This window comes from Paraburkholderia sp. ZP32-5, assembly GCF_021390495.1.
Taxonomy (GTDB): domain Bacteria; phylum Pseudomonadota; class Gammaproteobacteria; order Burkholderiales; family Burkholderiaceae; genus Paraburkholderia.
Genome location: NZ_JAJEJP010000002.1, coordinates 1,608,460 through 1,620,675 on the forward strand (window position 1 = coordinate 1,608,460; position 12,216 = coordinate 1,620,675).

Sequence of the window (12,216 nt, forward strand, 5' to 3'; positions counted from 1 at the left end):
TCAATGGCGCATTTCATTGCCCGCATGCTTCATGGCCGATGCGCGCGCAGGGCGTCGAGCAAAGCGGCAACCGTTGCGAACTCGCGATCGACGTCCGGCAGCACCGGCCGGCGCAACATGACGACCGGCAAACCACGCTCGCGCGCAATGTCGAGCTTGGCCTCGGTCGCGCCGCCGCCACTGTTCTTGCTGACGACGACGTCGAAGCCTTGCAGCGCAAACAGCGCGCGCTCGCCATCGAGCGTGAACGGCCCGCGCGCCGCGATCACCCGTGAGCGCGCAGTATCGGCGTGCGATTCCAGGCAGCGCACGGTCCAGAATTGATGCAGCGGAATGTCGTCGAGATGCGCGAGCGGTTCGCGGCCCAGCGTGAAAAATGGCCGCCGGAACGCGGCAAGCGCAGCGATCAATTCGTGCCAGTCGCCGACGAAGCGCCAGTCGTCGCCGGCTTGCGGCTGCCAGGCCGGGCGGCGCAGCGCCCAGCACTGCACGCCCGCCGCGCGACACGCATGCACGGCGTTCGCGCTGATTTGCGCGGCGTACGGATGCGTCGCGTCGATCACGAGGCCGATCCGTTCGGCGTCGAGATAGCGCGCGAGGCCCTCGCTGCCGCCGAAGCCGCCGACGCGCACCGCGCACGGCAGATCGTCCGGCACCTTGCCGAGTCCCGCGAGACTGTACACGTCGGTGGGCCTGAGCTGACGCGCGATCTTCAACGCGTCGCCGGTGCCGCCGAGCAGCAGCACGCGGGTCATCGCGCGGCTCCGACCAGATTGCCCTGCCGGTCGATCGCGAACGTCTCGACGCTCACCTGCGGCGGCACAATCTCGCGCGCGACAGCCAATGCCCGCTGACAGACGATATCGCCGAGCGGCACCTGCTGCGCGTGGGCCAGCGCAAGCGCCTGCTGGCTCGTGTTGGCCGCGCGCATCGCCGCTTGCAATGCGTCGTCGGCGCCATGTGAAGCAGCCCATCCCGCGAGCTGCTCGAGGTCGATGCTCGAATTGCGGCTGTGCAGATCGAGATGCCCCGCCGCGAGTTTGCTGAGCTTGCCGAAGCCGCCGCAGATGCTCAGCCGTTCGACCGGCGCGCGCTTCATATGCTTGAGCACCGCGCCGACGAAATCGCCCATCTCGATCAGCGCGATATCGGGCAAACCGTAGTGCGCGCGCATCGCATCTTCGCTGGCGTTGCCGGTGCAGGCGGCCACATGCAGGTAGCCGTTCGCGCGCGCGACGTCGATGCCCTGATGGATCGACGCGATATACGCCGAACACGAGAACGGCCGCACGATGCCGGTGGTGCCGAGTATCGACAGTCCGCCGAGAATGCCCAGGCGCGGGTTCATCGTTTTCAGCGCCAGTTCCTCGCCGCCTTCGACACCGACCGTCACTTCGAAACCGCCGCCGTACCCATGCCGCTCCGCGAGTTCGCTCAGGTGCCGGGTCATCATCTGACGGGGGACGGGGTTGATCGCCGGCTCGCCGACCGGCAGCGTCAACCCGGCGCGCGTGACGGTGCCGACACCAGGCCCCGCGCGAAAGATCACGCCCGGCTCGGCCACGAGACGCACGCGCGCGAACACGACCGCGCCGTGAGTCACGTCGGGGTCGTCGCCGGCGTCCTTGATCGTGCCCGCTTCCGCGATTCGCTCGCCTTCTGTGCTGCCCTCAAACAGCCGGCAGAACGTGAGTCGCATCGGCACATGCTGGCCCTTCGGCAACACGATGTCGGCGACCTCGCTGACCTCGCCCGCCAGCAGCAGACGCGCGGCCGCGAGCGACGTCGCGGTTGCGCAACTGCCGGTCGTGTAGCCGCTGCGTAGCGGCGCCGGTTGTTCGGGAGTCTCTTCGCGCATCACGAATCGGCCGATGAAGTCGCCGGCTTCACTACTTCGAGCAGCGTAATCGGCAACGCCTGGCGCCATGTATCGAAGCCGCCGAGCGGTTGTGCATGCGCGAGCGCGATACGCGTCAACGAGCCGCCATGCTGTTCGCGCCACGCGGCCAGCACCGCTTCGCCTTGCAGCGTGACCGCGTTCGCGACGAGCCGGCCGCCGTCGCGCAACTGTTCCCAGCAGGTCTCGAGCACGCCGGGCTCGGTCACCCCGCCGCCGATAAACACCGCATCCGGCGCCGGCAGCCCCTGCAACGCGGCGGGCGCGTGGCCGGCCACCAGTTGCAAACCCGGCACGCCGAGCGCATCGCGATTCTGTTCGATGAAGCGTTGCCGCGCGTCGTTGGCTTCGATTGCGATCGCACGGCAACTCGGGTGCGCGCGCATCCATTCGATGCCGATCGAGCCGCTGCCCGCGCCGACGTCCCACAGCAATTCGCCGGGAGCGGGTGCGAGACGCGCGAGCGTGATCGCGCGCACGTCGCGTTTGGTCAACTGGCCGTCGTGGATAAATGCGTCGTCGGGTAGGCCGCTGGTCAGCGGCAGACGCGGCGCGTCGGCCGCCGCGCGGCAGTCGAGCGCGATCAGATTCAGCGCGGCCAGTTCGCCGGCCGACCATTGATCCGCGCGGCCATCGATGCGCCGTTCGAACTCGCCGCCGAGATGTTCGAGCACGCTCATCCGCGTCGCGCCGAAACCGCGCGCGGCGAGTGCCGCCGCGAGCGCCGCGGGCGTGTGGCCATCCGCGCTTAGCACGAAGATGCGCGCGCCGTCATGCAGATGCGTATTCAGCGCGGCCAGCGGCCGACCCACCAGCGACACGGTCGCGACCTCCTGCAACGGCCAGCCGAGCCGCGCGGCCGCCAGCGATAACGACGACGGCGCCGGCAGCACGCGTAGTTCGCCGACCGGCAACTGCCGCGCGAGCGTCGCGCCGACACCGAACAGCATCGGGTCGCCGCTCGCGAGCACGCACACCGGCTGAGGACGCTCGGCGAGCAGCGGCGCGAGATCGAACGGACGCGGCCACGCGGCGCGGCGCGCGGCCAGACGCGCGGGCAGCATCGCCAGATGCCGCTCGCCGCCATACACGACCGACGCGTCGAGCAAAGCACGCCGCGCAGACCGTCCCAAACCGGCGAAACCGTCGTCACCAATACCCACTACGGTCAGCCAGGGCTGCATGCATTCATCCTCATCGGGGCTCGTCAAAAGTGTGCCGAGCCACGCCAGTCAAAGCGTCCAGCCTCGTGGCGCGGTTCGAAAAAAGGCATAATACAGCCGCCGGTGCCCTTCGGGGCCGAAGAGGGAACACAGCAATGATGTGGCTGCCCCCGCAACTGTATGCAGCGAGTCCGTCTGCTCTACGCGCCACTGGTTTGACCGGGAAGGCTGCGACGGACCATGACCTGCGAGCCAGGAGACCTGCCGGCGAAACTGTTCGTGCCAGCCAACATCGGGCGGGGTGTACCGATGCCGCAGCAAAGTCCGCAATGCGGCTTGCTCGGGCCGTCGCGCGACGCTATATCCGGTGTCCGTCTTGAATCGAGCTTTGCCCTCCACTGCTTTACCCGATGCAGCCACGCCGCCGCGCGCTTCCGCGTGTCCGGGGCTGCTGCGCATCGTCGCCGCGCGCGATGGCGGCATCTGCCGGGTCAAGCTGCCGGGCGGCGTGCTGAGCGCCGCGCAGGCGCGCGCGATCGCCGCCGCGAGCACGCGGCACGCGAGCGGCGTGATCGAGCTGACCAATCGCGCGAATCTGCAAGTGCGCGGTGTGCGTGAAGGGCATGAGGCTGCGTTGAGCGCGGCGTTGATTGACGCGGGGATGGGGCCGGCTTCGGGTGCTGCGTACGCAGGGGCGTCCCCTTCTTCTGCTTCTTCCACGACGGCAAGCGACGCAAACCACGTGAATGCCGCGCTCAGTTCCGCCGACGACGTGCGCAACGTGATGATCAGCCCTGCCGCTGGCCGCGACCGGCACGCGCTGATCGACACCACGCCGCTGTGCACCGAACTGCTCGCGCTATTGCAAAGCGATGCGCGCTTCGCGGCGTTGTCGCCGAAATTCGCGCTGCTCGTCGATGGTGGAGAACGGCTCGCGCGCGTCGATCATCCGCACGACGTGTGGCTTGCGGCATCGGTTGACGAAGATGGGGTGCGCTTCGTGTTCGGCCTCGCTGGATGCCCAGGGCCGGCAACAAACACCAACGAATCGCCTGATGACAACGCGAACGGCACCGGCGCACTCGCCGCGATTGCTCCGTCACAGGTGCCCGCGCTCGTGCGCGCGTTGCTGCACACGTTCCTCGATCTCGCCGCCGCCGACACGACCCGCATGCGCGACCTGCTCGCCATGCATTCCGCCGACACCTTGCTGTTGCACGCGCAACGCTACGTCAACTTCCCGCTCACGCGCGACGCAACGCTGCGCGACTGGCGACGAGAAAATCCCGCCGACGCATCGCTGCGCCTCGGCGCCCATGCGCAACACAACGCGAACCTATCGCACGTCGGCGGCCAGCCACCGCTCGGCCGTCTTGACGCGACCACGCTGAACCGCCTCGCCGACCTCGCGCAACGAAATGGCAACGGCACGCTACACGTCACGCCGTGGCAAAGCGTGCTGCTGCCCGATATCCCGACGCAAGCCGCCACCGCCGTGCTAACGGAATTGATCTCGCTCGGCCTCGCCTGCGATGCCGCACAACCGATCGCGCATCTGATCGCATGCGCCGGTTCGAGCGGCTGCGCGAAAGGCCTCGCCGACACCAAGAACGACGCACTGCAACTCGCCGCGCAACTGCCCGCCGATGTCGACGTGCATCTGAGCGGCTGCGCGCGTTCGTGCGCGGCTGCCCATTGCGCGCCGTACACGCTGCTCGCGGTCGAACCCGACCGCTACGACCTGTATCGCCGCGACGGCTGCGCCGGATTCGGCCGGCGCGTCGCGTCCCAACTGACCATCGACGAGGCCGCCGCCCTGCTCGCGCGCCTCGCCCGGAGCTACCCCGATGCTTGATTACATTCGCGACGGTCAGGAGATCTATCGCCAATCTTTCGCGACGATCCGCGCGGAAGCCAACCTGTCGCGCATTCCGGCCGACCTCGAAAAACTCGCGGTGCGCGTGATTCACGCGTGCGGCATGGTCGACGTGATCGACGACCTCGCGTTTTCCGACGGCGCCGGCAGTGCCGGCCGCCATGCGCTCGCGTTCGGCGCGCCGATCCTGTGCGATGCCGGCATGGTCGCGCAGGGCATCACGCGCGCGCGGCTGCCCGCGAATAACGACGTGATCTGTACGCTCACTCACGCGGACGTGCCCGCGCTCGCACGCGACATCGGCAATACCCGCTCGGCTGCCGCGCTCGAATTGTGGCGTCCGCGTCTGGCCGGCAGCGTCGTCGTGATCGGCAATGCGCCGACCGCGCTGTTCCATCTGCTCGACCTGCTCGACGCCGGCGCGCCGAGGCCCGCGCTGATTCTCGGCTTTCCGGTCGGCTTCGTCGGCGCGGCCGAATCGAAGGCGGCGCTCGCCGACAATAGCCGCGGCGTGCCCTATGTGGTCGTGCATGGCCGGCGTGGCGGCAGCGCGATGGCCGCCGCCGCGGTCAACGCGCTTGCGACGGAGGTCGAATAAATGACGCGGCACATGACGCCCGCAGGGCGGCTGTTCGGACTCGGCGTCGGCCCCGGCGACCCGGAGTTGATCACGGTGAAGGCGCTGCGTTTGCTGAAGGCGGCGCCGGTGGTAGCGTACTTCGTCGCGAAGGGCAAGAAGGGCAACGCGTTCGGCATCATCGAAGCGCATCTGCACGACGCGCAGCAGCATCTGCCGCTCGTCTATCCGGTCACAACCGAAGCGCTCGAGCCGCCGCTGTCGTATGAGGCGATCATCGCCGACTTCTACGACACCGCCGCCGAGGTCGTCGCGGGCCATCTCGACGCGGGCCGCGACGTCGCGGTGATCTGCGAGGGCGATCCGTTCTTTTACGGCTCGTACATGTACCTGCACGACCGGCTGGCCGCGCGCTACGAAAGCGAAGTGGTGCCCGGCGTGTGCTCGATGCTCGGCGGCGCGGCGGTGCTCGGCGCGCCGCTCGTGTATCGCAACCAGAGTCTGTCGGTGCTGTCCGGCGTGCTGCCGGAGGACGAACTGCGCCGCCGTCTCGCCGACGCGGATGCCGCCGTCGTGATGAAGCTCGGCCGCAATTTCGACAAGGTGCGGCGCGTGCTCGACGAACTTGGTCTCGCCGGGCGCGCGCTATACGTCGAACGCGCGACGATGGGCAATCAGCGCATCGTGCCGCTGGCCGACGTCGATCCGATGGCGTCGCCGTATTTTTCGCTGCTCGTCGTGCCGGGGCAAAAATGGCAAGGATGATTGCGCCGGCCATCGTGATTCTCGGAGCGGGAGCGCTGGAGACCGCGCGGCGGATTCAGGCGTTGTATGTCGGGCGAGGCGCGCCTGGCGATCGAACGCGCTGCGACATCCATGCGCTGCAAGGCCGCGTCGATGCCGATATCGCGTACACCGAACTCGGCGCGCATCTGCGTGAACTCTATGCGCGCGGCACGCCGATCGTCGCGTTGTGCGCGGCCGGCATCGTGATCCGCTGCCTCGCGCCGCTGCTGTCGAACAAGGGCGCGGAGCCGCAGGTGCTCGCGGTCGCCGAGGACGGCAGCGCGGTCGTGCCGCTGCTCGGCGGGCTCGCGGGCGTCAACGTGATGGCACGCGAGATCGCGGCGGCGCTCGCCGTCGCGCCGGCGATCACGACGAGCGGCGAGTTGCGCTTCGGCACCTGCGTGCTTAATCCTCCCGATGGCTATGTACTCGCCGACATTGGCCAGGGCAAGCGCTTCGTGTCGGATCTGCTTGCTGGGGAAAGCACACGCGTTGAAGGAGACGCGCCGTGGCTCGATGATGCACAACTGCCGCGTTCCGAGTCCGCGCGTCTTGCGATTCGTGTGACGCCGCATGCGTGGGATGGTCGCGCGGATCAGTTGGTGATTCATCCGCGCAGTGTGGTGGCGGCGATGACGAATCGTGTCGCCCGCGACGCGCGCGCCGACGATGACGCAAGCGCCGTGGACGATGCGAATACGCGTGACGATGCTGGCACGGATACAGCCACCTCAACTGCCACGCGCATTGCCACCCGCATCGCCACGCAAGTGCGCGCGGCGCTGCACGCACACGATCTTTCGCCGCTTTCGCTCGCGGCCTTGCTCGCGCCATCCACGAGCATGACCGACTCGTCGCTCGCCCAAGCCGCCGCGCTGCTCGACGTACCGCTGCGCTTCGCGCATGCAGGCACCGAAGGCAGCGAACCGGATGCAGCCACCCTGCTCCACGCCGCGCTACACGTCCCGCACGAAACGCTTCCGGCCACCGCCGAAAGCGACATCGCCCTCGCCGTCTCCCCACTCGCGATCGATCCCGCGACGATCGGCCGGGCGCGCGGTCGCCTGACCGTGATCGGGCTCGGCCCGGGCAGCGCCGAACTGATGGCGCCCGCCGCGCGCACCGCGTTGAACGAAGCCACCGATATCCTCGGCTACGACACCTACGTGAAAATGGCCGGCCCGTTGCGTGCGGACCAGCGCGTGCACGGCACCGACAATCGCGAGGAAATGCAGCGCGCGCGGCACGCATTCGAACTCGCGAGCGAGGGCCGTGCGGTCGTGATGGTGTCGTCCGGTGACCCTGGTGTGTTCGCGATGGCGGCCGCGGTGCTCGAAGCGCTCGAAGCGTCGCGCGACGACGCCTGGGCCGCCGTCGAACTATCGATCGTGCCAGGCGTGTCGGCCGCGCTCGCCACCGCCGCGCAAGCCGGCGCGCCGCTCGGCCACGACTTCTGCATGCTGTCGCTGTCCGACAACCTGAAGCCGTGGACGATCATCGAAAAGCGCCTGCGTCACGCGGCCGAAGCCGATCTCGTGATGGCGTTCTACAACCCGATCTCGCGCGCGCGGCCGTGGCAGCTCGACAAGGCGCTCGATATCGTGCGGGAATATCGCGCGGCGTCGACCGAGGTGGTGCTCGGCCGCGACATCGGCCGGCCCGGCGGCACGCTGCGCACACTGACGCTCGGTGAAATCCGTTCGTCCGATGTGGATATGCGCACGATGGTGATCGTCGGTTCATCGCTGACGCGGCGGTTTGCTTGCGGCGACAACGGTACGCAATGGGTCTATACCCCGCGCTGGTACAAATGAACGCGTGAGCACACGGTAGCGTGCTCACGCGCAATAAGCGCAATGCCCACGCATGCGCTCACGCCACCTTCAGATCCTCCACCGCCCGCTGCCTGACACCAAGGTCGTCCCACAACTCCGGATGACAGGTGAACACCAGAATCTGATGGCGCGTGGCCGCGTCGATCAGCGCGCGCTTGATCGCGTCGCGCCGCGCGGCATCGGTATGCACCGCCGCATCGTCGAGCATCAGCAGCGTCGGCCGGCCTGACGCCTGCAACAGATCGGCGTACGCGAGCCGCGTCAGGATGCCGAGCTGCTCGCGCGTGCCGAAGCTCAGCGCATCGAGCAGTTCGGCGCGGCCGCCGCGATCGAGCGTCGCGGGGCTCAGATCGTCGCCGAGCGCAATGCTCGATTGCGGAAAAATCCGCTTCAGGTAGTGGCCCAGCCGCTCGGTCAGCGGCGCGCGCAACTGCGCGAGCGCGGCATCCCGCTCGTCGACGAGCACTTCGTCGAGCAGACTCAGCGCGCTCGCTCGCAGGCTCAGTTCGTCCTTGCGGCGCGTCGCCTGTTCGATCTGCGCTTCGAGCGCGGCGAGCCGTTCGCCGAGACCGGACGCGCCCATCGTCTCCAGCTGGCTGCGCAGTTCCGCGATCCTTAGCTGACGCTCGCGCTGCTCGCCGCGCGCGAGTTCAGCCGACGCGAGATAGCGCTTCGCCTCCGCCGCCGGATCGTCCAGACGCGCGGCTTCCAGTTCGCGCTCGCGTTCACCGCGCTGATTCTTCAACGCATCGACCTTCACGCGCTGTTCGACGATATTCGCCTGCCATTGCGCGCGGTTGCGACGATACGCGTCGTCGGCGAGCTGCGCTTCCTTGCGCTGCAACTGCGCGGCCAGCGACTCGGCCTTCGCAAGCCCGCTCGATTGCGTCGCGGCCGCCTGCTCGCGCACCTTGCGCGCGGCGTCCAATGCATCGCGCGCGATATCGGCGTTGCGGCGCGCATCGTCGAGCGGCAGCGCGGCGGACACGTCGGGCAGACTCGCGAGCCGCTCGCTCGACGCTTGCACACGCGCTACCGTCGACGCCAGCGCCGCGCGCAATGCGTCGATGCCCTGTGGCGCATGCACGCCGAGAATCTGCGCGTACTGCTTCTGTTGCGCGACGAGGCTTCTCCATTGCTCGTGGCGCGCCTGCGCATCGCCCGCCGATGCAACCCCGAGCATCTGCAACGCCTGCGCATGCCGCGCTTCGAGCGTCGCGAGTTCCGACAATTGCGCAGCCAGATCGGAGACGCCCGGAACGATCCGCAACTCGCCAAGCTCGCCGAGACCGATGCGCTTCTCTTCATCGACACGCAGCACGCCGGTGCCGCTGATCCGCTGATCGCCGACGCTGACCTCGCCGTTCAAGCGGTATTCGATGCGCGTCATTGCCGCTTCGGTGCGCGCGCGCAACACGGTCAATTCAGCATCGAGTTTGACGAGCCGCTTTAGTTGCGCCTCGTCGATTTCAAGCGCTGCCGCATCGCGCGTGGCCTGCAATACCGCCGCATTGGCCTTGTCCGCGTCGGCGATCGACGCGTCCAGCCGCTTGCTCTCCGTGCGATAAAACTCGATCTGATTGCGCAGATCAGCGGCCGTGACGGCCGCGTTCGCGAGTTCGAGCGCGCGGTTCGCATCGGCGGAAGCCTGCTCGAATTGCGCGACGCTGTTGTCCGCTTGCGCATGCGCGCTCTGTGCGGCAGCGACTTCGGCACGTAGAACGTCGAGCTGTTCGCGATCGCGCGCAACCGCGGCTTCCAGTTCGAGCGCGCTTTGCTCCTGCTGCACGGATAGTGCCAATTCAGCCTCGCTCGCAAGTAACGATTGCGCGAGCCCCTGCACACCGCGCTCAAGCTCCGCGACCGTTACCGCGCGCTGCTGTGCAAGCGCGGCCTTCTGCTCGTGAAGCTCCCACGGACGTCGGCGCTCGGCGTCGTCGAACGCTTCCTGCTGCGTAGCAAGCCTCGCGATGTTGTCATCGAACTGTTGCCGCTGCTGTTGCAGTTCGTCGCGGCTCGCGCTCAGCTCGGCGAGGTTTTGTTCGGCTTGCGCGAGCGGCCCGGTCGATTTCTGCGTGCGCGCAGTCAACAGTTGCCGCAATTCGCGCTGCACGGCCGCGATCAATGCGTCTTCGCCGGCTGCTTCGCGGCCACCCGACAGTTGCGTAAGCGCCTCACGCAGATACTGCGCCGCATGTCCGGTCGAATCGCGCAGATCCTGCGTGCCGCCCTGTTGCACCCACAACAGACCCGGCACGCCGGCATTCTCGGCCTTCATCGGCCCGCGCGCGGCGCGCGAAAAGCCAAGCAGCGCGGCGAGCCTGTCTTCCGCTTCGTCCTCGCTGAACACGCTCTGACCGATGCGCAGTTCGCAGCGCTGACGCGACACGAACTGCTTGGACAGACGGCACATCAGCCCATCCAGCTCGAAGCTCACATCGACCGACGGCTGGCCGCTCGCGAGCCCCCATGGCAGCAGGTCTTTCAGATGCGACGCCTTATAGCGTTCGAGAAACACCACGCGCACCGCTTCGGCGATCGTGCTCTTGCCGGCCTCGTTCGGTCCGGTGAACAGATTGAGGCCCGGCTGCAGATCGTCGATGACGATCTGTCCGCTGAACTGCCTGAATTCCTGAATCGCAATACGTTGCAGCTTCATGCGGACCTCGCTTCGCGCGCAAGCTCGCTGTGTTGGGTCGACTGAGGATCACGTTGCCGTTGCTCGCGTTGCAGCCGCGCGAGCAGCAGCAACGCCTCGGCCGCGCGCTTCACCTGCAACGGGTCGGCCTGCGCATCCTCCTGCAAGCCACGCAGCCGCGCGACCACCTTGGCCAGATAACCGCTTTGCGCGCCGAGTTCGGCGAGATCGTCGGCGGTGGGCAGCACCTGCAATGCGCTCAGATCGGCGCGTAACGCCCGCACGCGTGCGCGGGCTTCTTCGACCGCGACGTGCAGCGCCTCGGCGTCGGCAAGCGCCACGCTGCCACTGACCTCGATACGCAGCACGTCGTCGCTGCCTAGATCGGCCAAGCGCGCCTTCAGCGCATCGACGTCGGTCGCCACCGAGATCGTTTCGTCCCAGCGATGCCAGCGGTATTGCCCAACGCGCAACGCGTCGACCTGCGGCGTCGCGCCCGGCTCGCTCAGCGTGACGTCGAGCACGAAGCCCGGTTCGTTCGCGCGGAAACGGTCCTGCTCGTGCGTGCCTGCATACCAGGTACGCTCGTCGACACGCAGATGACCATGCCAGTCGCCGAGCGCGAGATAGTCGAGACGCGCGCTCGCGGCCCGAGTCGGCGCGATCGGATTCGACGAATCGATGCCGTCCTGCAGGATGCCGCCGACGCTGCCATGCGCGAGCCCGACGCGGTGATAGCCGGACGGCGTGTCGGTCGAATCGAAGAAGGCGGTCGTGTCGTCGTAGGTGATGCGCTGCGTGAGCGGCGCGCACAGCAGCGCGCAGCGGCACGCGTCGAGCAGCACGACGCCGGCTTCGAGCACGACGCGCACGTTCGGCGTAATGCAATTGAGCCGTCGCGCGCGGGTCCATACGCTTTCGACGAGCGCCGCGTCGTGATTGCCCGGCAGCATGATCCACGGTCCCGGGAACGGCTGCAGCGCGGCGAACAGGCGCCGGATCACCGTGTCGGACACCGTTTGCAGATCGAATACGTCGCCCGCGACGAGTACCGCATCGACATTGCGCGCGGCCGCCGTCTCGGCGATGCGGCGCACCGTGTCGAAGCGCGCCTGCGCGAGATGGGCGGCCTCGTCCGGCTCGAACTGGCCGAATTGCGTGCCGATCTGCCAGTCCGCGGTGTGCAGAAACCTGATCACTGTGCCTCCATGGCGCGTTGTGTTGTGCTGCCCGGCGTCGTGTTTCGTGGCGGCGGGTGTCGGGCCACATTGGGCCACATCGGGCCGCGCCCGATCACGCATTCACCGGTGAATTCAACCGCGAATGTTACCTTGCCGAAGCCGCGGCGCGTAGGCGGACTGGACGCGCGCGCACGCCGTACCGCATCATGGCAGGCGAGCCGGACCCGCGGTCCCGCTGCACAGTCCAACCGAAAAGCGCCGCG

The 12,216-nt window shown here is 68.0% G+C and carries 9 protein-coding genes and 1 riboswitch; of the genes, 4 read left to right on the plus strand and 5 right to left on the minus strand.

The window, feature by feature from the left end; all coding sequences use genetic code 11:
* Positions 1–29: 29 nt before the first annotated feature.
* The 3 genes from L0U82_RS25860 to cbiE are packed head-to-tail and all read right to left on the minus strand — an operon-like array spanning position 30 to position 3,081.
* Entirely contained in the window at positions 30–755 is a 726-nt protein-coding gene (locus L0U82_RS25860; protein ID WP_233835633.1) for a cobalt-precorrin-6A reductase, read from the minus strand.
* On the minus strand, positions 752–1,858 hold the full coding sequence (locus L0U82_RS25865) for a cobalt-precorrin-5B (C(1))-methyltransferase (RefSeq protein ID WP_233835635.1): 1,107 nt from the start codon (positions 1,856–1,858) through the stop codon (positions 752–754). Before L0U82_RS25865 ends, L0U82_RS25860 begins: the two co-directional genes overlap by 4 nt.
* Positions 1,858–3,081: a precorrin-6y C5,15-methyltransferase (decarboxylating) subunit CbiE gene (gene cbiE / locus L0U82_RS25870; protein ID WP_233835637.1), complete on the minus strand. Its 1,224-nt coding sequence runs from the start codon at positions 3,079–3,081 to the stop codon at positions 1,858–1,860. Before cbiE ends, L0U82_RS25865 begins: the two co-directional genes overlap by 1 nt.
* 83 nt (positions 3,082–3,164) lie before the next feature.
* Positions 3,165–3,343: riboswitch (cobalamin riboswitch) on the plus strand.
* 93 nt (positions 3,344–3,436) lie between these two features.
* Here cbiE and cobG point away from each other — a divergent pair.
* The 4 genes from cobG to cobJ are packed head-to-tail and all read left to right on the plus strand — an operon-like array spanning position 3,437 to position 8,113.
* Positions 3,437–4,915 (plus strand): precorrin-3B synthase, encoded by a 1,479-nt coding sequence (gene cobG, locus L0U82_RS25875; RefSeq protein ID WP_267929688.1) that lies wholly within the window; start codon positions 3,437–3,439, stop codon positions 4,913–4,915.
* The gene (locus tag L0U82_RS25880; RefSeq protein ID WP_233835640.1) at positions 4,908–5,534 is read left to right on the plus strand and encodes a precorrin-8X methylmutase; all 627 of its coding nucleotides are present in this window, start codon (positions 4,908–4,910) and stop codon (positions 5,532–5,534) included. Before cobG ends, L0U82_RS25880 begins: the two co-directional genes overlap by 8 nt.
* A 12-nt stretch (positions 5,535–5,546) precedes the next feature.
* Positions 5,547–6,278 (plus strand): precorrin-2 C(20)-methyltransferase, encoded by a 732-nt coding sequence (locus L0U82_RS25885; RefSeq protein ID WP_233837499.1) that lies wholly within the window; start codon positions 5,547–5,549, stop codon positions 6,276–6,278.
* Positions 6,275–8,113, plus strand: a complete 1,839-nt coding sequence (gene cobJ / locus L0U82_RS25890) for a precorrin-3B C(17)-methyltransferase (RefSeq protein ID WP_233837500.1) — start codon at positions 6,275–6,277, stop codon at positions 8,111–8,113. The genes L0U82_RS25885 and cobJ overlap by 4 nt, the downstream gene beginning before the upstream one ends.
* A gap of 58 nt (positions 8,114–8,171) precedes the next feature.
* Here cobJ and L0U82_RS25895 read toward each other — a convergent pair whose 3' ends face one another.
* Both L0U82_RS25895 and L0U82_RS25900 read right to left on the minus strand, forming a co-directional pair.
* The gene (locus tag L0U82_RS25895) at positions 8,172–10,793 is read right to left on the minus strand and encodes an AAA family ATPase (protein WP_233835641.1); all 2,622 of its coding nucleotides are present in this window, start codon (positions 10,791–10,793) and stop codon (positions 8,172–8,174) included.
* On the minus strand, positions 10,790–11,971 hold the full coding sequence (locus L0U82_RS25900) for a metallophosphoesterase family protein (RefSeq protein WP_233835642.1): 1,182 nt from the start codon (positions 11,969–11,971) through the stop codon (positions 10,790–10,792). Before L0U82_RS25900 ends, L0U82_RS25895 begins: the two co-directional genes overlap by 4 nt.
* Positions 11,972–12,216: the final 245 nt, after the last annotated feature.

Bases quoted from the DNA above. Each gene is read 5' to 3' on its own strand.
- cbiE (WP_233835637.1), bottom strand. From the start codon at position 3,081: ATGCAGCCCTGGCTGACCGTAGTGGGTATTGGTGACGACGGTTTCGCC.
- L0U82_RS25865 (WP_233835635.1), bottom strand. From the start codon at position 1,858: ATGCGCGAAGAGACTCCCGAACAACCGGCGCCGCTACGCAGCGGCTAC.
- L0U82_RS25895 (WP_233835641.1), bottom strand. From the start codon at position 10,793: ATGAAGCTGCAACGTATTGCGATTCAGGAATTCAGGCAGTTCAGCGGA.
- L0U82_RS25885 (WP_233837499.1), top strand. From the start codon at position 5,547: ATGACGCCCGCAGGGCGGCTGTTCGGACTCGGCGTCGGCCCCGGCGAC.
- L0U82_RS25860 (WP_233835633.1), bottom strand. From the start codon at position 755: ATGACCCGCGTGCTGCTGCTCGGCGGCACCGGCGACGCGTTGAAGATC.
- cobJ (WP_233837500.1), top strand. From the start codon at position 6,275: ATGATTGCGCCGGCCATCGTGATTCTCGGAGCGGGAGCGCTGGAGACC.
- L0U82_RS25880 (WP_233835640.1), top strand. From the start codon at position 4,908: ATGCTTGATTACATTCGCGACGGTCAGGAGATCTATCGCCAATCTTTC.